This is a genomic window from Peribacillus sp. JNUCC 23 (assembly GCF_053653995.1).
Genome location: NZ_CM132202.1, coordinates 1,350,324 through 1,370,743 on the forward strand (window position 1 = coordinate 1,350,324; position 20,420 = coordinate 1,370,743).

A 20,420-nucleotide genomic window follows, 5' to 3' on the forward strand; every position below is an offset into this window, starting at 1 on the left:
TAATTATTTTTGTGACCTATAGCAGATGACAGTTTTTCTTATCATGTATCCCCTAAGGAATTTCCTATATAATCTGAAAAGACTATTAAATTATTTTTCCTTTATTTCTCTACTATAATAATAATCATTAGTAGAAAAAATATCTAAACCGAACAATTATTTCTGTGGACAGAGGAGTCTTTTGTGGCTTTAAATGATCAGGAAATATCACTGGTTTAAAGGGAGAGTAGTTATGCGTAATATTTTGGTCATAATAATTGGCTCCATCATTGTTGGGGTTGCTTATAATTTATTTTTGATTCCCCATCAAATTTTAAGCAGTGGACTTAGCGGGATTGCGATTATGCTTGGAATCATTACACCCTTCAATACCGGAATTTTGAACTTTCTGCTTAATTTACCTTTATTAATATTCGGAGTTATGAAATTAGGAAAACGTTTTATTGGGTATACAATTTTGTCTGTCGTCGTGCTTTCAGTTACCTTGTATGTGGTTCCTGTTCAAGCAATCTCAAATGAAGCGATCCTGTCATCGCTGTTCGGCGGTGTTATTACGGGAATTGGGATCGGGATTATTTTTCGGGCATCCGGATCTTCGGGTGGCTTTGATATAATTGCGATGCTGCTTACTAAGAAGAGAGACTTTCCGCTGGGAGCGTTAATTTCGGCAATGAATGCTATTGTTGTTATTATCTCTGGATTTGTGTTTGATTGGGATTCGGCTCTTCATACACTTGTTGCAATTTATGCAACAGGAAAGATCATCGATACGATTCATACGAACCATATTAAATTAACATTAATGATCATTACAAATAAGGGTGATGAGATGAAGAAGAAACTGCTTACTAACCTTTATCGAGGGATTACAGTAATGGATGGAGAGGGCGCATATACAGGGGAAAGTCGAAAAATTCTTATGACAGTTATTACTCGCTATCAGTTAACGGATGTTAAATTGATGATTAATGAAATCGATTCGAATGCATTTGTTAATATTACGGAAACGACCGAGGTAATGGGGATGTTTGATAGAGGAAAATAGTGAAGAAAGTAAGAGTTTCATAAGGGTCTGACCACACACGCTTCATACAGCTATCGTGTTATCCACGTATTTTATTCTGTGTGAAGAATGGTGGGTCAGACCTTTTTCTTTTGTAGACAACCTCATTTTTGGGGGGCAAGTTGCCTACCTCCTCTTGTCACATCACACTAGCTTAAGAAGTAAAAGAACGATCTCAACCGAATGGAATGCGAGTGTTTTCAAGGTTGAACAAGGCGCTTGCGCTTTTGTTCTTAAGTACCAAACATTTTTATCAATTCGTTCATTTCGCTGCTTAATTTTAGAAATAAAGGCTTATTCCTCTCATCGAGTGCTTGGTCGATTTGCTGTTCAAGCTGTGTTCTTTTGTTAATGAGTATAGATTCGTGAATAATCATCTCAATGAATGTATCCTGCAGTGAAGCGTCCTGGTTTTTCTTATTGGCCAAATACGACTTTACTAATTCTGAAGGTAATTTTTCATTTTTCATGAAGATCCACTCCTGACCTTTTTTTTATTATATGGAATCCTTAGAGGAAAAATCAATAAAAATTTTAAATTTTCAAAAAATATTTTAATTCTTGTGGAAATGTTTAGTTTTTGTAAATTTGTTACAGAATTGCTAAATGTACACAAAGTGGGTATATATAACTATTTTTTGTGATATTATTGATCCCGAATGATGTAAAAAGGAAGGGGAAAAGAAAAGTGAAAAAATCAAAACGATCATTAATTGAAAATTATGAAATCACTCCATTTACGTGTTTCATTAAGTCGATCGTATACGGCAGCAAAATCTATTCGCAAGTTGTTGAAACAAATGATGAATTTATCTCGCCATTCAAGCCCAAGGTAATTATCAATCAAAGCTGTGAATACTTTGGAAGTAGCTATGAAGGAAGAAAAGGTGGAACACGGCGATTAATTGGCGTTACTCATAAAGCGCCAATTATTATTGATCAGACAAACCCTATTTTCTTTTTTCCAACTACTTCACCCATAAACGATGATTGCATTTGGATTGCGCATCACCATGTTATAAAGTATAAACAGAAAGACAATAGAATGGTTCAAGTTTATTTTCGTAACAACATTACGTTAGAGGTGAATATATCAATTGGTTCATTCACGAATCAAATGCAAAGAACTGCAGAACTTGAGTCTAAGATTAGTAAAATAAATAAAGAGACAGGAAAGATGGCTTATGGATTGCACAGAATGTATAACAGTATGGAAGCTTCAGAGACCCCTCGCAATTATTCAGCTAAAAAAACTGAAGAATAAGAAGAGGAACGGAGACATGATGAATTTGTGCGTTTCTTATGTCTCCTTAGATAAGGTATGAAAGAGACATTTAGGTAAATACTTCTTTGAAATAACTTCGCAATAATTCTTCTACCTTATTTTTTAATCGTGGATTGAAATAATTATGGTGCTCTTCATATCCTTTGTATAAAAAGCAATACATCGTAAATTCCTGGTCTCTCTTTAGTTCGCTAACCTTAATATTTTCTTTTTTTAAGTATTTTCTAACTTGAAACAAATCGGATTGAGCTAATTTCAACGCTGCTTCTACCATTTCTAAGTAAGGCCTCTTCATCTTGAAAGAACTGCCCTCAATTATGTGTAAATCGCGATTGAAAATTGTAACGACCATAGGAAGATAGAGTGCTTTTTCAATGATATTGCGGTCGTGTTCTGGAATTCGAGTCATTATCATCCCTCTTTCTGACAATACCCAACTGAAATTAAAGCAGGAACGTTTGTTCTGAGTTGTAATGATAATGGAAAATGTATCACTAATCAAGTTAAAATTAAATGAAAATGTGATTATCGGTTGTCGAGTGAGGGAAGTATGAAAATGAGACTAAATTCTAGATAAGTCATAAATTATTTATTTATTTCAAAAAATAGCTTATGATTTTAGTTAAAAGATAGGCGTATAATCGGGAAGCTTCACATTGTTCAAACATAAGGGTGTTCCAAAATGAAAGGGTCAGGCCCATATCTACTTTATATCGTTTATAAACGTGCAAATAGCGCAATAAACGGTGTAAAGAGTATGGGGTCAGATGCTTTGGGACATGCCTATGTTTCACATATTGTAAGTGGATCAAAAGAGCATAAATGATATACATCTAAGCTGACTACTCCAGAAAATAAGCAAGAGAAGGAGCATTGGATTTTTTTGACATTGAGGAGATTGAAATGGATTTGGAGCATATTCGTGATTGGTTTACATTAGAAAATATATTGGGGTTAATTGAACAGTATCGTTCGTTCGGACCATTACCAGGGATTTTTTTACCGATGTTTGAGTCGTTCCTACCTTTTCTGCCGCTCTTTGTATTTGTATTTGCAAATGCGAGTGCTTTTGGCCTATGGCTGGGGTTTATGTATTCATGGATTGGGACCGTTACGGGATCGTTGCTTGTTTTCTTCTTATTTCGCCATTATGGGCACCGAAGGCTATTAAAGTTTCTTCAAAAAAATAAACAGATTAAAAAGCTTATGAATTGGGTAGAGAGACATGGATTCGGCCCGCTTTTTCTTCTACTTTGTTTTCCGTTTACTCCTTCTGCCCTTGTGAATATTGTAGCTGGTCTTTCGAATATAAGACCGATGCCATATGCACTTGCATTATTAGGTGGGAAGCTGGTCATGATTTTTACGATTAGTTTTATAGGATACGATATAACTTCATTGTTCCATCAGCCGTTACGCACGGTAATCGTTATCATTATAATCTTTGTATTATGGCTTGTTGGGAAACAAATAGAGGCAAGGCTAAATAGAAACATGAGTAGGGAAAATGAGTAATGGCAGCGGGTAAAATGAAACGTAAATAATGATGACATTCTGGTCGGTGTTATATGTATGATGAAAGTTTAACGTGCCACCCCTACCAATCATGGAACAAGAAAAATTATCGATTTAAGAGTATAATAAGTAAAAAAGGCATTGGAGATCCAATGTCTTTTTTTGATTAAATACTTGATATGATGAACGAATAGATACAGAAGAAAAAGCTAGAAAAGGGGGCAGGGTAATGGCGTTGAGATTTATTACTGGACGATCAGGGTCAGGAAAGACGGCAAAGGTGCTTGATGAGATACGTGATAGGCTTGTTGAAGACCCAGCTGGAAAACCGATTATTTATTTAGTTCCGGATCAAATGACATTTCTGTCTGAATATAAATTAATTAAAACACCAGGCCTAGAGGGAATGATGCGAGCGCAGGTGTTCAGCTTTAGTCGTTTAGCATGGCGAATCCTTCAAGAAACAGGCGGGGGCAATAGGCGCCATCTTGACAGTGTCGGAGTGAACATGCTCATCCGCAAAATCATGGAAGACAAAAAGACTGAGTTAAAAATGTTTCGTCGTTCAGCGGACAAGCCTGGCTTCATCGTGCAAATGGAAGAAATGTTGTCTGAGTTTAAACGCTATTGTCTTGATCCTAAAGATATCAATGAATTCCGAGAACGTTCTATACAATATTCATCAGAAGATGCCGTTCGTGATAAACTACATGATTTAGAGTTAATTTATCAAGCGTTTGAAGATGAATTGGTAGGCAAATATTTGGATTCAGAGGATTACTTCCGTTTATTGATTGAAAAATTGGCTCAATCAAGTTATATAACAGAAGCTTCGATTTATTTAGACGGTTTCTATAGCTTAACGCCTCAGGAACTGCAAATTGTAGAAGAATTATTGAAACAATGTAAGGATGTAACTGTTGTATTAACGCTTGATCAGCCTTATAGGATATCCCCACCTGATGGGTTAAATCTTTTCAGACAAACCGGTTCAACTTACTTCAATATTTATCAACGAGCATTGGCCTTAGGCGTTACTGTTGAGAATGATGAACATTTAGAGAGTGCGCCACGTTTTAAAGGAAATCAAGGGCTGTCGCATCTCGAAGCCAATCTTACTGTGCGACCAGCGCATGAACTTAATGGGGAAACGAGCGTTACAATCGTACAGGCGATGAATCGAAGAGCAGAAGTAGAAGGAGTTGCCCGGACAATCTTGCGGTTTGTTCGCGATGGCAATTACCGCTTTCGGGATTTGGCTATATTGGTCCGAAATGGCGAATCCTATCATGATCTGATCAACACGGTTTTTTTGGATTATCAGATCCCTGTTTTTATCGATACAAAAAGAACCATGTTGAATCATCCGGTAATTGAACTCATTCGCTCTACCTTAGAGATTTTGAACACAAATTGGCGTTATGAACCGGTGTTTAGAGCTATAAAAACAGAACTTCTACATCCAATCAACCTGAATTCCGATATCATGCGTGAAAAGGTAGACCGATTGGAGAACTATGTACTCTCTCGAGGAATAAAAGGGAATAGATGGTATCAAAAAGAACCATGGACCTATAGACGAATAAGAGGATTGGAGCTTTTGGATAGGCGCCAGACTAATCAGGAAAAGCAATTGGAAGATGAACTTAACGAACTGAAGGAACTTTTTAATTCTGCCATTTTACGTTTATCCAAACGCTTGAAGCGTGCACAAACAGGTCGAGAAATGTGCGAAGCGCTGTATTTATATTTGGAAGAACTAAACATTCCGGAGAAGTTAGAAAAATTGAAGGCTGAAGCAGAAGAGCGAGATGATCTGATCAGTGCACGAGAACATGAACAGGCGTGGAATTCGGTTGTTAATTTGCTTGATCAATTCGTAGAATTACTCAGCGAAGAAAAAATGACGTTAAAACAGTTCTCAACTGTAATGGAAAGTGGTTTTGAAACATTAAAGTTCTCCCTCGTTCCACCGGCAATTGACCAAGTGCTTGTCGCAAACCTTGATTTATCAAGGCTAGATGACATTCGTACCGCATTTGTTATAGGTCTAAATGAAGGTGTTTTACCAGGTAAGGCTGGCAAGGATGGGATTTTATCAGATCAGGACCGTGAAAACCTAGCCGCTAACGGATTTGGGGTTGCACCAAGCTCAAAGCTCCGTTTATTAGATGAAGAGTTTGTCGCGTATAAAGCTTTTACAACACCATCTGAATCACTGTATTTGACGTATCCGTTAGCAGATGAAGAAGGGAAAGCACTGCTTCCTTCTTCCTATATTAAGCGGGTAAAGGACGTGCTGCCGCAAGTGAAAGAAGTAGTGTTCATGAATGACCCGTCTGACTTAGATGCAAGTGAACAGGCAGAATATGCTGCGAATTACGATGTTGCTTTGTCTTATTTAACAGCGCAGCTTCAGCTTAAAAAAAGGAATTACCCAGTTCATCCTGTATGGTGGGATGTTTATAATGCCTATATGGATCATGAATGGATGAGGCCAGAAGCAGTTCGGGTGCTGTCGAGCTTATTTTACCAAAACAAGACCAAAAGAATATCTGAGGAAACGAGTAGAAAAATCTATGGAGAAACCATTTTGGCCAGTGTATCTCGGATGGAAATGTTCAATAGCTGCGCGTTTGCTCATTATGCTGCCCATGGATTGAAGCTACAGGAGCGTAAGATTTTTCGTCTGGATGCTCCTGATATTGGTGAAATGTTTCATGGTGCGTTAAAAATCATCTCGGATTATTTATATGAACGGAACATAGCCTGGTCCTCTTTAACAAAGGAACAATGTTTGATGCTTGCAAGAAAGGCTGTTGAACGACTCGCACCGAAGCTGCAAAACCAAATTTTATTGAGTAGCAATCGACACCACTATTTAAAGCGAAAGTTAGAGCAGGTAATTGGACGAGCTTCCATCGTCCTAAGCGAACAAGCAAGGCAAAGCGGCTTTGTACCAGTAGGATTAGAGCTAGGTTTTGGGAAAAATGGTCAGTTACCACCGCTTTCATTTGAGTTGAGAGATGGAACAAAGATGGAGTTAGTCGGCCGGATTGACCGCATTGATAAAGCGGAAGAAAACGACAGTGTTTATTTACGGGTGCTAGACTATAAATCCAGTGAAAAGGATTTGAATTTAAGTGAAGTGTATTACGGACTGGCCCTGCAGATGCTCACATATTTAGATATCGTGATTACTCATTCAAGCTCTTTGGTTGGAAAAGAAGCATTGCCTGCCGGTGTACTTTATTTCCATGTCCATAACCCGGTTGTCAAAAGCAAGGGTATGGTCGATCTTTCGGAACTTGAACAAGAAATATTTAAAAGTTTTAAAATGAAGGGTCTGCTATTAGGTGATCCAGACGTTGTTCAATTAATGGATCAATCATTGGAACAAGGGGTTCTTAGTAACTCAAATATGATTCCAGCAGGTTTAAAAAAAGATGGAACATTGCAGGCTAAATCTAAGATTGCAAGTCAGGAAGAGTTTTCGCTCTTGCAAAATCACATCCGTCATTTATATCAAGAAGCGGGTAATGAAATTGTTGGCGGCAACGTAGAGATTAATCCTTATAAACTTAAGGATAAAATTCCTTGTACGTTTTGTGCATTTAAGTCCGTGTGTCAATTTGACCAATCCACGGAGGAAAACGAGTATCGATTATTATCTTCTACTAAACAAGATGAAGTATTGAATGTATTAAGAGGGGAGGCTGCAACACATGAGTAAGACAATCATCCCGGTAAAGCCTGATCATGTTACATGGACTGAAGACCAGTGGAAAGCGATCTGGGCAAAAGATCAGGATATACTCGTGGCTGCGGCGGCTGGATCAGGGAAAACAGCTGTACTTGTGACACGGATTATTGAAAAGATTTTATCGGAAAAAGAGCCAATTAACGTAGATGAGCTATTAGTTGTTACTTTTACGAACGCCTCTGCCGCAGAAATGAAGCATCGAATTGGTGAAGCGCTGGAAAAGGCAATTTCAGACAATCCGAAATCACAGCACTTACGAAAGCAAGTGAGTTTAATCAATCGTGCTTCGATCTCGACCCTCCATTCTTTTTGTTTAGAAGTAATTCGGAAGTATTATTATTTAACAGATATTGATCCTGGATTTCGGATTGCCGATTCAACAGAAGCGGAACTGCTTCGCGATGAAGTGATGGAAGAACTGCTTGAGGAACACTATGGTCAAAGCGATGAGGAATTTTTTAGATTGGTGGATGCATTTACTAGTGATCGAAACGATGCAGCTCTTCAGCAGATTATCCGTTCGCTTCATAATTTTTCCCAATCGTACCCAGACCCTGAATCATGGTTACATCAAGCAGCAGCCATGTATAATATTGCAGACGATGCAGAGATTGAAGATCTGCCTTTTTGGGATTCATTAAAGTTCGATATCTCTATGCAGCTTCAATCGGCTCGGGATTTACTGGAACAAGCGCTTGATCTGACAAAATTGCCAAGCGGTCCTGCACCAAGAGCGGAAAATTTGTTGGATGATTTAATGATTGTAGAACGATTGGAAAAAGCCAATGCTGAATCATGGCAGCAAATGTACGCCAGTATGCAAAGCTGGAAATTCACAACGGCCAAGAGATGTTCGGGGGATGCCTTCGATAAAGAGCTTATTGAGCTAGCTACAAAGCATCGGAATAAGGCAAAGAAAATTCTTGAAACAGTCAAGAGTGAGTTGTTTTTGCGAAAGCCTGAGCATTATCTGCAAGATATCCGAGAATTAAAGGGCTATGTTGAAACATTAGTCATACTTGTCAATCAGTTTGATGCCAGGTTCAAAACAGCGAAGGCGGAAAAGAACATCGTTGATTTTTCCGATTTGGAGCATTATTGCTTAGCCATTTTAACGGAAAATGTGGAAGGTTATAACCGCACTCCATCACAAGCAGCACTGGAGTACCGTCAGCAGTTTAAGGAAGTATTAGTCGATGAGTACCAGGATGTCAATTTTGTACAGGAATCGATTTTGAAACTGGTTACAGCTGATGGGGAGAACACGGGGAATATGTTCATGGTGGGTGACGTTAAGCAATCCATTTATCGTTTTCGCTTAGCAGAGCCGAATCTTTTTCTTGGTAAGTACAAGCGTTTTGCCCAAGACGGGGATGAATCAGGATTACGAATTGACTTGAATCGTAATTTCAGAAGCCGTAAAGAAGTATTAGATGGAACTAATTACTTATTCAAGCAGCTGATGGGTGTACTCGTTGGTGAAATTGAATATGATGAACAAGCTGAATTGAAAAAAGGGGCAGATTATCCTGAGGATTCCGAATATCCGATTGAATTATATTTAATTGATGGTGCTATTTCAGAGGAATCGAGCTTTAAAGGGGAAGACGGAGATAATGTCGAAGGCTTTGAAGCGGATGAATTGGAAAATGCACAGCTTGAGGCCAGAATGATGGCAAAGCTTATTCAAAAAGCCGTTACTGAAAAACAGCAAATTTACGATAGCAAAACTGGATTATATCGTTCTGTAACGTATCGTGATATTGTTGTCCTGCTGCGTTCTATGCCATGGGCACCGCAAATTATGGAAGAATTTAAGAAACAAGGAATTCCGGTATATGCAAATTTATCAAGTGGTTATTTCGAAGCAACTGAAGTGGCCATTATGCTTTCACTGCTGAAAACGATTGATAACCCACAGCAAGATATTCCGCTCGTATCTGTATTACGCTCGCCCATCGTCGGCTTAAATGAAGAAGAGCTTGCACAGGTGAGACTATTCAATACAGGCAGCTATTATGATGCATTGGCAGATTTCTACCGGAAAGCCGATCATGATCAATATCCGGATGTTTATGAAAAAGTTTCTATGCTTTATCGAAACCTAACCAAATGGCGGAAAATGGCTCAGCAAGTATCTTTGTCAGATTTAATATGGCAGCTTTATGGTGAAACGAGATTTTATGACTTTGTTGGCGGAATGCCGGGCGGGAAGCAGCGTCAGGCGAATTTACGTGCTTTATATGACCGTGCAAGACAATATGAGACTAGTTCCTTTAGAGGATTATTCCGCTTTTTACGATTCATTGATCGAATGCAGGAGCGCGGCGATGATCTCGGGGCAGCTCGTGCACTTGGGGAGCAGGAAGATGTAGTTCGCTTGATGACGATTCATTCATCGAAGGGGCTGGAGTTTCCGCTCGTTTTTATTGCGGGGCTTTCCAAACAATTCAATATGATGGATCTTCGGAAGTCTTATTTGCTAGATAAAGAGTATGGCTTCGCAGCTGACTATGTGAATCCAGAGCTACGCATCACCTATCCATCGCTTCCGCAGATTGCGTTTAAGAAAAAGAAACAACTTGAATTGATCGCAGAGGAAATGCGTGTATTATATGTAGCAATGACTCGTGCTAAAGAAAAGTTATATCTAATCGGAACATTGGAGGATGTCTTGAAAAGTGTTTCTAAATGGATTGGCGATGCAACTGGTTCAGAGTGGTTGCTGAAAGACTATGTTCGTGCAAATGCGCGTAGTTATATGGATTGGATAGGACCTGCGTTAATTCGTCACCCTAGCAGTACTGCATTCTTGGAGAGTGTGGGTCTTACAGTCAACTATGATGACAATAAGCTTAAGCATCCATCACAATGGGTCATTAAAACGGTACAAAGAGAACGGCTTCAAATGCAGGAAGATGAAACGGTGAACGAAGCAGAAAGCTGGCTTGAGCATGTTAAGAACGCTGAGAAAATCGATCTAGAGTCTGAGTTTCGTGACAAAATTATGTCTCAACTTGCATGGGTATATCCGGAAAGAGATGCTAGTGTAAACCGTTCGAAACAATCTGTTTCGGAGTTGAAACGTCAGCTTGAATTTCGAGATGAGCAAAGTTCTACGGAACTGTTGCGTAAATATGAACGCCCGATATCTAATCGACCTGCTTTTATGCAGGAGAAATCATTAACACCTGCTGAAAAAGGGACAATCACCCACCTTGTGATGCAGCATATTAGCGTAAACGAGCCGATAACGATCGAATCCGTTCGGCAATTACTGAACGAGCTAATCATAAGGGAGCTGTTAACGGAAGAGCAGAAGAGTGCTGTTAACATCGAGGTAATTGTATCATTCTTTGATTCTGAAATTGGTCAAAGAATGCAAGGAGCGTCAGTGATCCGCAGAGAAGTTCCATTTACATTGGCGGTACCGGCAAGTGAAGCATACTCTCATTGGCATGGAGAAGAAGAAACCGTTCTTGTTCAAGGTGTAATCGACTGTATATTTGAAGATGAAGCTGGACTTGTTTTATTGGATTATAAAACAGATGGCATTACCGGTCGTTTCCATAATGGATTTGAAGGTGCTAAAGAAATATTGGCTGACCGTTATCGAATTCAACTGCAATGGTATACGCGCGCAATTGAAGGGATATTGAAGAAAAAGGTGAATGATCGCTATTTGTTTTTCTTTGATGGCGGACATTTGTTAGAAATAGAATAGTAAGAGAATATGTGCAAACAGGAGGATAAAACGAGCTAAGAGATTCGGGGAGTGATGGTCTCTAACCATTTATATATGGAGTAATACGTGAGAACAGGAAAATGATAAAGAAATTCGCAAACTTTTTTTACTGGACTTTTTGAACAACCTTTAAAAAAGGGTCAAACCTTGCATTCTATACACAGTTTTAGTGTTCATCCACTTAATGGAACTGTATAGGAGTGCGAAGTTTGACCTTTTGATTATGAAAAAGCTTTCTTGCTTTGATTCTATTTTAGTTATTCCCGGCAATTGGCTGATCAACACCAGCCAGATCGAGAATATTACTTCCACTTAGTCCATTTGCATTAAAAATAAAGAGACCAGTGCTACTAGAACCAGAACCTGTTACTGTTTTTGACGAGCTTTTCGGAGAGATGGCAAGTGCGTCGCCAAATTGCACGATTCCCCCAGCATTACTGGTTACTTGAACGGGACCAACGATAGCCGGCATGTAAATCATCCTTTTAAGAAAGTTTAGTATGCGATTATAAATTAAATCACATCGACCTGTTTAATGAAAATTAAAAATGAGTTAAGATAAACGAATATTTGTGCCCTCGGATTATCATGTGATTAAGTCTTTAGCTTATCAAAGGGAGCAGATGAATGTATGGTGAAATTTTTTTAGTTTTCATTGTCTACTGGTAGAACTTCGTTTTGGAACTGAATCGTTCCTTCAGGTAGAGTATTTACACCTGTTTTATTCTTAGAAATATAGCGAATATGCATTACTCGATTACGCATTCTAATATGGTCGGTATTCCCAACACTTACTACGGCTGAAGCTGAAACAGCACTAATTTTAATAGCTCCTACAGAGATAAATGGTTGAAGATGGTTAGTATTCATAACAACTGGCTCTACTATAGGCAAAAGGGGTGGATAAGATTTGAATAGTGGATAATCCTTAAAATCCTTATCTTGAATGTGCATAACATCTGAACGGCGTTGAATGGCTAATACATCATTCTCGCTATCAATAAATTGACAATCCCCAATCTGAATGAATGAACTATATATAGCAAGTTGAATATTAATCCTATCGACTTTAGAAATTCTAGAAAACATCTTATTATCCTTTTGGTGCTAATGGGAGGAATGTACCGACAATTAATGATTCGGGTGGTGTATCAAATGCAGAAGAAAGTTGTATCGTTTGAACATCTCCGATTTGAAATACAGAAGAACTGGCTACAATCCGAACCTCGATTTGCCCAACGCATAATTCACCATTTGTAATGTTAAATTCCATGATTTGAATTTCCTCCTGACTGTTTGTGTGAAGCTATAATAAAATTTCGAATAGCAATATGAATATCTGTGTTGAGTTTTTCTATGATTTGTTGTTTCATTTGTTCGTGACGATGTGGAGAACGCTCATCTGGTGACGTATGGTTTAGATATTGTTCAATTCGCTGCTGAAGCTGCTTTTCGAGATCATTTCTAATAAATTCATGATAGGATGGGTCGAGCTTGGCGTTAATTTCACTTTCAGTATCTGTAATCAGTGTATCAAGATTGGTAAGAATGTGATTTTGAATGTCCTGAATAAGTTCATTTCTTGCTGGAAACATGTACGGCTCAAAAGTTGATGGATTCGATGATGGTACTGCTAACTCTTCAATATTACTAAGGTCTTTTGGATTTAATCCGATGTTCAAAGTTCCTTCGAGTGTTTCCACTTTTAATTGATCAAACTTATATTCAATTCGTTCAACATTGACAGTTGGTTTAGCTTTTAATTGTTCCAACTGTTCCAACAAAGATTGAACCGTGGACTCGAGGTTTTCAATACGCTTATTTTGGCTCGAGAGATATTTTTGCATCTGTATGGTATAAGAGTAGAATTCATTCATCGTTCTCATCACCTCGCTTTTTTCGCCAAATGATACAGAGTACAAGTTTCATACAAAACTCCTATGGCTTTAAAACGTCGCCATTTACCATGCACCGATCCTTGTAGTACGCTACACTCACCTAATCACAATGGCGGCGGTACGGAGCTGGAATAAAGAATGTATATCTATAAAATAAATAGAATATTATAATAATTTTGTGAATTATAAGATCTCTATATCCTTCATACTACAACAACATTCATCAACTAATTTCGAGCTGGAGCGCCTCCTGCAACATGCGCTAAGGGCAAAGGCTCTAGTTCTAATTGCGGTGCAGGCCCAGTAAATCCACCCGTATTACTAAGTTGAGATAGCGGTTTAATGACACCAGCACTGCCAATTTGAAAAACGGAGGAATTCCCAATACTTGTAATTTTAATGCTATGAATGTGAATGTTTTGTTGAATATTAAAAATCATCAAGATTCCCCTCTCTAAAACGGTTCAAACATTGAAAAGGATTGGTTGATCCGTTATATCCGAATCATACGTATTTGTGACACTGTTCCCGTTATATAACGAAATGTTATCTCCAGTATTAAATGAGCCAGCACCGGCATAGGTTTTCGTAGCGGAATATGGAGTTACTTTAAATACATCTCCAATATTGAAAACGGCGCTTGTTCCAAGGCTGATGACCTGAACGACTCCAACGATGGCGGGCATAAATAACTCCTCCTAAAAAATTTCCCTGCCATATACTATGTAATTTGCGCAACGTTGTGATTAAATCGCCTAATCAGTGATATAGAAAATTTCTAATGAAGGTAGTGGAGAACTGAATGTGAAAGAAATATTTCATTATCAAACAACAGCGTGTAGAATATTAGAAAAAGCGTACAAATGGGGAGGTGAGAGCAAAGAATGAAACAAGATGGACAAACCATCGATGGAAGTCAAAGGGTTCAAAGCATCGATAGTTTAAGAGGGTTAGCTATACTTGGGATTTTTCTTGTAAATATGCCTGACTTTCATTCACCATTTTCACATATTAATCCACTTGAGTGGTGGAGAGATAACCCAGATCGTATATTCTACATATTGGTTGATTTATTTGCTCAGGCAAGCTTTTACCCAATGTTTGCGTTTTTGTTTGGCTTTGGCGCTGTTATTCTTGCGAAGCGGGCTCAAGACAGAAATCAGTCATTTCCACTTGTATTTTCTAGAAGATTAGTCGTTCTTTTAGTTATTGGGTGTGTTCATGCCTTTTTCATCTGGCATGGAGATATATTAATCAATTATGCATTGTTTGGATTTTTCTTTCTGTTATTTTATAGGATGAGCGGCATAACTCTCCTATGGCTCGGTTCGCTTCTCTTTGCCATTCCAGCATTATTGTTTAGTTTATTGATGATGTTGATTTACTTTACAATACCTGACGATGCTGTAATACTAACGAATTTTGAAATGGTTAAGGCTTCTATTGAAGCATATCAATTAGGTACCTTTATGGAGATTTTTCAGCAACGTTTTGTGGAGTGGTATATGGTTAATAATTTAGGGAATGGTATCATCCTCTTTTTCTCCATCTTTCCGTTGTTTTTGATTGGTGCAGGGTTTGCGAAGCTAAAGTGGTTGGAGAAAACGAAAGAGCATCAGCGAAAACTGGCGATGATTGCAGTTGTCTGTTTAGTCATCGGCGGTTTGCTTAAAGCAAGTCCATACATAGCGAACTACAATTATTTTACCGTATCTCTGCAAGACATGATTGGCGGTCCAGTGATATCGATTTTTTATATTACTGTAATTGTATTACTTCTGCAAAACAAATCTATTGCAAAAATTGTATCGCCACTAGCCAATGTCGGTAGATTATCGATGAGCAATTATTTGCTACAGTCCATCATTGGAACATTATTATTCTATTCGTATGGCTTTGGGTTATATGATAAAATTTCTTTTACAACAGGAGTCGTACTTGTTGTTGTTATTTACTTCTTACAGCTTGTACTCAGTACAATTTGGTTGAAGTATTACCGGATGGGACCAGTTGAATATATCTGGCGGTTTGCTACTTATGGCACTCGGCCAATGATGAAAAAGTAATCGTAGCAAGGGGGAATATGGATTATGAAATTCGCAACGGTAAAAGTGAAAGGGAAGAGTCAAGTTGTACTTGTAGAAAAGAATAATTCCAATGTATTGCTACTGCAAGCTGCAGCGATAAAAATGGGTGAAGCGATTCCCACAACACTACTCCAATGTATTGAAAAGGCTGAGATTTTTTTACAAAAGGCAAAGGAAATTGAACAATGGGCATCCACTCAAAAGAACAAATCAGAATTTTATGTGGATGAATACGTTTGGGAAGCTCCAATTCCGCGGCCAGCGAAAAATATCTTTTGTGTGGGGAAGAATTATGCCGAACATGCTGTTGAGATGGGAAGTGAAGCAGACATTCCTGAGCATATTATTCTATTTTCAAAAGCACCAACTGCTGTGATTGGCCATGAAGCAGACATTCCTCGTCACGAAGGCATAACAGACGAACTAGATTATGAAGGTGAGCTTGCTGTTGTCATTGGCAAAAAGGGTAAAGAGATTAGACGGGAAGAAGCGTTGGATTACGTGTTCGGCTATACGATTGTAAATGATATCACAGCAAGAGACTTGCAAGTAAATCATAAGCAATATTTGCTTGGAAAAAGCTTGGATGGTTCATGCCCAATTGGTCCGGTTATTGTAGAGAAGTCAGCAATCGGAAATCCTAATCAACTGGACATTGAAACCCGAGTCAACGGTGAAATCAGACAGCAATCCAATACCGAACAATTTATTTTTCCAGTTGAAGAAATCATTGCGATTCTTTCCAAAGGTATGACACTTGAACCAGGTGATATTATCGCCACAGGGACACCAGCTGGAGTTGGTAAAGGATTTAAACCGCCCAAATTTTTACGAAAAGGGGACGAAATAGCGATAAAAGTCAAGGGAATCGGAACACTTATAAATACTGTTCACTAAATGTTCATTATTTCCTGCAACTGAGGGTATAGTTTTGTTTTTAGATATTTGTCTATGATATGATGAAGGAGAAACTGTTAAGAGGGGGATTTGAAATGACTCATATGCACATTACAACTTGGCTTGTCGCTATTATTCTATTTTTTGTAGCGTTTACTATGTACAAGCAGGGTAATGCGAAAAAAGCTAAAATTCTACATATGATTACAAGACTGTTTTACATCTTAATTTTACTTACTGGTGGAATGTTGATGGGATCTCAGGTTGGTTACTATATGTGGAAAATGATCGTTGGTCTGATTGTCATTGCTATGATGGAAATGGTCTTGGTTAAAACGAAAAAAGGCAAGGGTACGGGTTTATACTGGGCTATTTTCATTGTCTCATTCGTTGTTGTATTGTACCTAGGACTAAAACTTCCTCAAGGCTTCCATCCGTTCTTATAAAGTGAAACTAACATCAGTGAGGTTTTTTCATCCCTACTGATGTTAGTTAAACCGGGATAAATCATTTCATAACACTCATAGTTAAAGAGGATGACTAAATTAGAGTTTGCCCAGCTACCAACACACAGTTTATCGTGTTACTTTCATTCCACTTAAACTGAATGTAGGAATTTCGGGTCAGACCCTTATCTATAGGACATTCTCTTTTCTATTTTTATATTCTAGGTCTTCCTTTTAGGTGAAGGTGCTAGGAATGTTTAGAGTTTATTTTTTCAATGATAATCCGTTTGCCCGTATTTATTGTAAATTCAAAGCGGTCATGATTTGTTGAAGTGTAAAAGAAATGATGCTGTACAGAGCATACGGAAACTTCGTTGTCAAAAACTAGGAAATTCACGCCTGTTTTTGGAGATGCTCCTTCTGAGAAGTCAAGCTGATTATAACAGTAAATGCAATCATGAATCGAGAAATCTAGTGAATTTAAACTCGTGATAAACTGGACGAATGACTCAGTCTCTATTTTTTTCAATAATCTTTCTAATGAGCTTAACAATGGTTTGCGAATTTTTACTGTTTCCCCGTCATATAAATGGATCATGTCTTTATGGACTTTTACAAAACCATTTTCTTCAACGATTCCTCTGTACCAATTTTTTCTCCGATAGATATCTATTTCCAGTTGTGAATATTCTTCTAAAGAAGTAGCTTCGTCGGTTTCGTTATCAAAGAAAACCCATTGCTGATTGATATTCTCAACTGTTCCTTCTAAAAACGCGCGATTTTGATGATTAATAAGGTTCATTCGTTGCTGATCATTCATAATTTACCTCCAAAAATGGATTACCTCCCCTTCTTTTTAGACAAAATGTCTCTATTTTATAACCATTTAAGCGTAGATTTATTCCCCAATTTTAATCTGTAGAAACATAAATACATAAAATGAACAAGAAAGTGATAAGAAGTTTGGATTGAAATCATTTATCCTTCATAAACCCCATCTTTATAAACCGCATCCTATGGGGCTAACTATCACTTATGGAAATTTTACTTTAGCGGACAAATAACCATTTATCACCTTATGCATAGGCTATCTTATATTCTCGCTGCATGGCTCATTTGGAAATGTGTCAATGTAGGGCTTAAATAAGGAGTCAGCAGTTGAATCAGAATGTTAGCTGGATATAATGCAGCTATAAGAATGGTGAATTCTGTGAGGCCGATTGAAAGGATGAAGGTTATGTGCGGTATTACAGGTTGGGTTCACTTTCAACGAGATCTGCGCAAGGAAAGAACGGTTATAGAACAGATGACGAATACACTGGTGAAAAGAGGTCCAGATGAACACAACATTTGGCATGATACCCATGTGTCGTTTGGTCATCGCCGGTTGACTGTCGTCGATTCAGAAGGCGGTAAACAGCCAATGGCAAAAGAGAAAGACGGAAATTCTTATATCCTTTGCTACAACGGTGAACTTTATAATACCGAAGAACTTCGCAAAGAACTACTATTAAAAGGATATTCCTTCAAAGGTCATTCTGATACAGAAGTTTTACTAACTTCTTATATAGAATGGAAAGAAAAGTGCGTGGATTTTTTTAATGGCATTTTTGCCTTTGCGATCTGGGATGTGAACGAGCAGAAGCTATTTATTGCAAGAGATCGTTTGGGCGTGAAGCCGCTGTTTTACTTAGAAACAAATGGCGGTTTCTTGTTCGCTTCAGAGCTTAAAGCCATTCTGGCGCATCCTGAAGTGAAGGCTGAAGTAACAAGAGAAGGTTTGGCCGAAATATTCGGGCTAGGGCCATCGCGAACGCCTGGATCAGGGGTATTTCGTGGCATAAAGGAACTGCGGCCTGCACATGCATTAACTTTATCACAGCAAGGTCTTAGAATATGGCGTTATTGGAATGTGAAAAGCATGGAACATCAAGATTCGCTTGAAGAAACATCAGAGAAGGTGAAGTTTCTTGTTTGTGATGCTGTGACTCGCCAGCTCGTTTCCGATGTACCATTATGTACGTTTCTATCAGGTGGTGTTGATTCTAGTGCCATTACAGCAATCGCTGCTGATTCCTATAAAAAGACTGGGAAAGGGAGGCTGCATACTTATTCGATTGATTACGAAGACAATGACAAGTTTTTTCAATCGGATGAATTTCAACCAAACTCTGATGCCAAATGGATCAAGCTGATGTCTGATCAATTCGACACAGTGCATCATAACTCAGTCATCACTCAGGAGACATTAATTGATTATTTAACCGAAGCTGTCACAGTTAGAGACCTTCCCGGAATGGCAGATGTAGATTCTTCCCTATTGTGGTTTTGCAAGGAAATCAAACAAGACTTTACAGTGGGTCTATCAGGCGAATGTGCGGACGAAATATTCGGTGGATATCCGTGGTTTCATCGCAGTGAAGATTTGAAACGCTCAGGGTTTCCGTGGATGCGTTCCACAACTGAACGAGTTTCTTTGCTAAAAGAAAATTGGCGAAGCAAACTAAGGTTAGAGGAATATGCTGAAGCGAAATACTTGGAGACGATTGCGGAGATGCCAAGACTTGATGGAGAAAAAGGAGTAGAAGCAAAAAGGAGAGAGCTATTTTACTTGAATATAGTATGGTTTATGACCACGCTACTTGATCGGAAAGATAGAATGAGTATGGGGGCAAGTCTCGAAGTTAGGGTGCCATTTGCCGATCATCGTCTAGTGGAATATGCATGGAATATCCCATGGGAATTGAAAATGACAGGAAATCGGGAAAAAGGAATCTTGCGTAAAGCGTTAGAAGGCATGCTACCAGAAGAAATCTTATATCGTAAAAAAAGTCCCTATCCGAAAACACATAATCCGGTATACACAGATGGAGTCCAAAACTGGCTAAAGCATGTACTAGAGGATCGAAACTCGGTTCTTCATGAGTTCTTCGATAAGCAAAAACTTCACGATATTATCGAATCAAAAGGAGCGGCGTTTAAAGAACCATGGTTTGGTCAGCTTATGTCAGGTCCACAGCTTTTAGCGCATCTTGCTCAAATTGATGTGTGGTTTAAGGCATATGGAATTCAAGTTATTGAATCATAAAAGATCGAGAATTTGTTCCGGTTTAACAGGCTGTAATACCCCCACCGCAATTTTTGTGTGAGAATCAAGAAATAAATAGGTGGGGGTAAGCAGCCTGTAAATCCCCGATTGGTGAGATACAGTGAAACTTACCGCTGTGATCTTCAGTGGTTTAGTTGAACCAATCGGGTTCGTACTGTCGATTGATCGAAGCGAAAGCGTAGATCTTAGCGACAGTAGAACGGGACTAACCATCAGAGGGGATGAAAAAAAACCTCTGACGGAAGTTTCACTTTATGTGTAACCATTTAGTGATGAAATTATCTGTTAAGTAGGGTATCATTACCAAGTAGAAATAAATTCTTCTTGGTAATGGTTATTCTTTTGGATGTAATACCCCAGTATTTAAAGCATTTATTAGTCTGATTTATCAATCAAAATAATAAAATTCTAAAAATTCACTTGTCAAAATCAAGAATAATTGTATAATTAGGTTTATAAAGTAGTGCAATCGGTTTCGCAAATTATACCTAAACCTTAGAAATCTAGAAGTCTTTATTTTTGAGGAATTTTTAAAGATAAGATGCATAATTTTATTATTAGGATAATTTGGTAGCGTTTACATATTGGATTTCCAGCAACAAGTGCGCAAAC

19 protein-coding genes are annotated in these 20,420 nt (G+C 38.3%); 10 read left to right on the top strand and 9 right to left on the bottom strand.

Annotated elements, in window-relative coordinates; genetic code table 11:
- Window positions 1–232: 232 nt before the first annotated feature.
- The gene (locus JNUCC23_RS06470; RefSeq protein WP_454214886.1) at window positions 233–1,045 is read left to right on the top strand and encodes a YitT family protein; all 813 of its coding nucleotides are present in this window, start codon (window positions 233–235) and stop codon (window positions 1,043–1,045) included.
- Between the two features lie 251 nt (window positions 1,046–1,296).
- Here the strand turns inward: JNUCC23_RS06470 and JNUCC23_RS06475 are convergent, their stop codons facing one another.
- Entirely contained in the window at window positions 1,297–1,533 is a 237-nt protein-coding gene (locus tag JNUCC23_RS06475) for an IDEAL domain-containing protein (RefSeq protein WP_403072680.1), read from the bottom strand.
- A 218-nt stretch (window positions 1,534–1,751) separates the two neighbouring features.
- On the opposite strand from JNUCC23_RS06475, the gene JNUCC23_RS06480 reads away from it, so the two are divergent.
- The gene (locus JNUCC23_RS06480) at window positions 1,752–2,327 is read left to right on the top strand and encodes a competence protein ComK (protein ID WP_062182223.1); all 576 of its coding nucleotides are present in this window, start codon (window positions 1,752–1,754) and stop codon (window positions 2,325–2,327) included.
- A 70-nt stretch (window positions 2,328–2,397) separates the two neighbouring features.
- Here the strand turns inward: JNUCC23_RS06480 and JNUCC23_RS06485 are convergent, their stop codons facing one another.
- Window positions 2,398–2,757 carry a hypothetical protein gene (locus tag JNUCC23_RS06485; protein ID WP_454214888.1) on the bottom strand — a complete coding sequence of 120 codons (360 nt, stop codon included), beginning with the start codon at window positions 2,755–2,757 and terminating at the stop codon, window positions 2,398–2,400.
- Window positions 2,758–3,030: 273 nt separating this feature from the next.
- Here JNUCC23_RS06485 and JNUCC23_RS06490 point away from each other — a divergent pair, with 273 nt between their 5' ends.
- From JNUCC23_RS06490 to addA, 4 genes are all read left to right on the top strand, one after another.
- Window positions 3,031–3,174: a hypothetical protein gene (locus JNUCC23_RS06490; protein WP_454214890.1), complete on the top strand. Its 144-nt coding sequence runs from the start codon at window positions 3,031–3,033 to the stop codon at window positions 3,172–3,174.
- Window positions 3,175–3,251: 77 nt separating this feature from the next.
- Entirely contained in the window at window positions 3,252–3,863 is a 612-nt protein-coding gene (locus JNUCC23_RS06495) for a TVP38/TMEM64 family protein (protein WP_403073975.1), read from the top strand.
- A 229-nt stretch (window positions 3,864–4,092) separates the two neighbouring features.
- Window positions 4,093–7,596 carry a helicase-exonuclease AddAB subunit AddB gene (gene addB, locus JNUCC23_RS06500; protein WP_454214891.1) on the top strand — a complete coding sequence of 1,168 codons (3,504 nt, stop codon included), beginning with the start codon at window positions 4,093–4,095 and terminating at the stop codon, window positions 7,594–7,596.
- A complete protein-coding gene (gene addA, locus JNUCC23_RS06505) occupies window positions 7,589–11,350 on the top strand; it encodes a helicase-exonuclease AddAB subunit AddA (RefSeq protein ID WP_454214893.1) in 3,762 nt (1,253 codons plus the stop codon). Before addB ends, addA begins: the two co-directional genes overlap by 8 nt.
- 274 nt (window positions 11,351–11,624) lie before the next feature.
- On the opposite strand, the gene JNUCC23_RS06510 is transcribed toward addA, so the two are convergent.
- The 6 genes from JNUCC23_RS06510 to JNUCC23_RS06535 form a co-directional block, all read right to left on the bottom strand.
- On the bottom strand, window positions 11,625–11,843 hold the full coding sequence (locus JNUCC23_RS06510; RefSeq protein ID WP_062182211.1) for a spore germination protein: 219 nt from the start codon (window positions 11,841–11,843) through the stop codon (window positions 11,625–11,627).
- A 173-nt stretch (window positions 11,844–12,016) separates the two neighbouring features.
- Window positions 12,017–12,460, bottom strand: a complete 444-nt coding sequence (locus JNUCC23_RS06515; protein ID WP_403072695.1) for a spore germination protein GerPE — start codon at window positions 12,458–12,460, stop codon at window positions 12,017–12,019.
- Window positions 12,461–12,464: 4 nt separating this feature from the next.
- Window positions 12,465–12,644, bottom strand: coding sequence for a hypothetical protein (locus JNUCC23_RS06520; protein WP_062182205.1), 180 nt, complete (start codon window positions 12,642–12,644; stop codon window positions 12,465–12,467).
- Complete coding sequence (gerPC, locus tag JNUCC23_RS06525) at window positions 12,634–13,248, bottom strand: spore germination protein GerPC (protein WP_172796848.1); 615 nt, start codon at window positions 13,246–13,248, stop codon at window positions 12,634–12,636. The genes JNUCC23_RS06520 and gerPC overlap by 11 nt, the downstream gene beginning before the upstream one ends.
- A gap of 248 nt (window positions 13,249–13,496) precedes the next feature.
- Window positions 13,497–13,709, bottom strand: a complete 213-nt coding sequence (locus JNUCC23_RS06530) for a spore germination protein GerPB (RefSeq protein ID WP_062182199.1) — start codon at window positions 13,707–13,709, stop codon at window positions 13,497–13,499.
- Window positions 13,710–13,733: 24 nt separating this feature from the next.
- On the bottom strand, window positions 13,734–13,955 hold the full coding sequence (locus tag JNUCC23_RS06535; protein ID WP_062182196.1) for a spore germination protein: 222 nt from the start codon (window positions 13,953–13,955) through the stop codon (window positions 13,734–13,736).
- A gap of 198 nt (window positions 13,956–14,153) precedes the next feature.
- Here JNUCC23_RS06535 and JNUCC23_RS06540 point away from each other — a divergent pair, with 198 nt between their 5' ends.
- From JNUCC23_RS06540 to JNUCC23_RS06550, 3 genes are all read left to right on the top strand, one after another.
- Window positions 14,154–15,335 carry a DUF418 domain-containing protein gene (locus tag JNUCC23_RS06540; protein ID WP_454214897.1) on the top strand — a complete coding sequence of 394 codons (1,182 nt, stop codon included), beginning with the start codon at window positions 14,154–14,156 and terminating at the stop codon, window positions 15,333–15,335.
- Window positions 15,336–15,359: 24 nt separating this feature from the next.
- A complete protein-coding gene (locus JNUCC23_RS06545) occupies window positions 15,360–16,253 on the top strand; it encodes a fumarylacetoacetate hydrolase family protein (protein ID WP_454214899.1) in 894 nt (297 codons plus the stop codon).
- Between the two features lie 95 nt (window positions 16,254–16,348).
- A complete protein-coding gene (locus tag JNUCC23_RS06550; RefSeq protein WP_062182186.1) occupies window positions 16,349–16,699 on the top strand; it encodes a YisL family protein in 351 nt (116 codons plus the stop codon).
- A gap of 247 nt (window positions 16,700–16,946) precedes the next feature.
- Here JNUCC23_RS06550 and JNUCC23_RS06555 read toward each other — a convergent pair whose 3' ends face one another.
- Window positions 16,947–17,519 (bottom strand): DUF2777 family protein, encoded by a 573-nt coding sequence (locus JNUCC23_RS06555; protein WP_062182183.1) that lies wholly within the window; start codon window positions 17,517–17,519, stop codon window positions 16,947–16,949.
- A 417-nt stretch (window positions 17,520–17,936) separates the two neighbouring features.
- Here JNUCC23_RS06555 and asnB point away from each other — a divergent pair, with 417 nt between their 5' ends.
- A complete protein-coding gene (gene asnB / locus JNUCC23_RS06560) occupies window positions 17,937–19,787 on the top strand; it encodes an asparagine synthase (glutamine-hydrolyzing) (RefSeq protein ID WP_454214901.1) in 1,851 nt (616 codons plus the stop codon).
- The last annotated feature ends 633 nt before the right edge of the window (window positions 19,788–20,420 follow it).

What these genes read in the sequence shown, in the direction of transcription:
- JNUCC23_RS06490 (WP_454214890.1), top strand. Translation starts at nt 3,031, where the DNA reads ATGAAAGGGTCAGGCCCATATCTACTTTATATCGTTTATAAACGTGCA.
- JNUCC23_RS06540 (WP_454214897.1), top strand. Translation starts at nt 14,154, where the DNA reads ATGAAACAAGATGGACAAACCATCGATGGAAGTCAAAGGGTTCAAAGC.
- addB (WP_454214891.1), top strand. Translation starts at nt 4,093, where the DNA reads ATGGCGTTGAGATTTATTACTGGACGATCAGGGTCAGGAAAGACGGCA.
- JNUCC23_RS06530 (WP_062182199.1), bottom strand. Translation starts at nt 13,709, where the DNA reads ATGATTTTTAATATTCAACAAAACATTCACATTCATAGCATTAAAATT.
- gerPC (WP_172796848.1), bottom strand. Translation starts at nt 13,248, where the DNA reads ATGAATGAATTCTACTCTTATACCATACAGATGCAAAAATATCTCTCG.
- asnB (WP_454214901.1), top strand. Translation starts at nt 17,937, where the DNA reads ATGTGCGGTATTACAGGTTGGGTTCACTTTCAACGAGATCTGCGCAAG.
- JNUCC23_RS06550 (WP_062182186.1), top strand. Translation starts at nt 16,349, where the DNA reads ATGACTCATATGCACATTACAACTTGGCTTGTCGCTATTATTCTATTT.
- JNUCC23_RS06470 (WP_454214886.1), top strand. Translation starts at nt 233, where the DNA reads ATGCGTAATATTTTGGTCATAATAATTGGCTCCATCATTGTTGGGGTT.
- JNUCC23_RS06510 (WP_062182211.1), bottom strand. Translation starts at nt 11,843, where the DNA reads ATGCCGGCTATCGTTGGTCCCGTTCAAGTAACCAGTAATGCTGGGGGA.
- JNUCC23_RS06485 (WP_454214888.1), bottom strand. Translation starts at nt 2,757, where the DNA reads ATGACTCGAATTCCAGAACACGACCGCAATATCATTGAAAAAGCACTC.
- addA (WP_454214893.1), top strand. Translation starts at nt 7,589, where the DNA reads ATGAGTAAGACAATCATCCCGGTAAAGCCTGATCATGTTACATGGACT.
- JNUCC23_RS06545 (WP_454214899.1), top strand. Translation starts at nt 15,360, where the DNA reads ATGAAATTCGCAACGGTAAAAGTGAAAGGGAAGAGTCAAGTTGTACTT.
- JNUCC23_RS06535 (WP_062182196.1), bottom strand. Translation starts at nt 13,955, where the DNA reads ATGCCCGCCATCGTTGGAGTCGTTCAGGTCATCAGCCTTGGAACAAGC.
- JNUCC23_RS06495 (WP_403073975.1), top strand. Translation starts at nt 3,252, where the DNA reads ATGGATTTGGAGCATATTCGTGATTGGTTTACATTAGAAAATATATTG.
- JNUCC23_RS06555 (WP_062182183.1), bottom strand. Translation starts at nt 17,519, where the DNA reads ATGAATGATCAGCAACGAATGAACCTTATTAATCATCAAAATCGCGCG.
- JNUCC23_RS06520 (WP_062182205.1), bottom strand. Translation starts at nt 12,644, where the DNA reads ATGGAATTTAACATTACAAATGGTGAATTATGCGTTGGGCAAATCGAG.
- JNUCC23_RS06475 (WP_403072680.1), bottom strand. Translation starts at nt 1,533, where the DNA reads ATGAAAAATGAAAAATTACCTTCAGAATTAGTAAAGTCGTATTTGGCC.
- JNUCC23_RS06515 (WP_403072695.1), bottom strand. Translation starts at nt 12,460, where the DNA reads ATGTTTTCTAGAATTTCTAAAGTCGATAGGATTAATATTCAACTTGCT.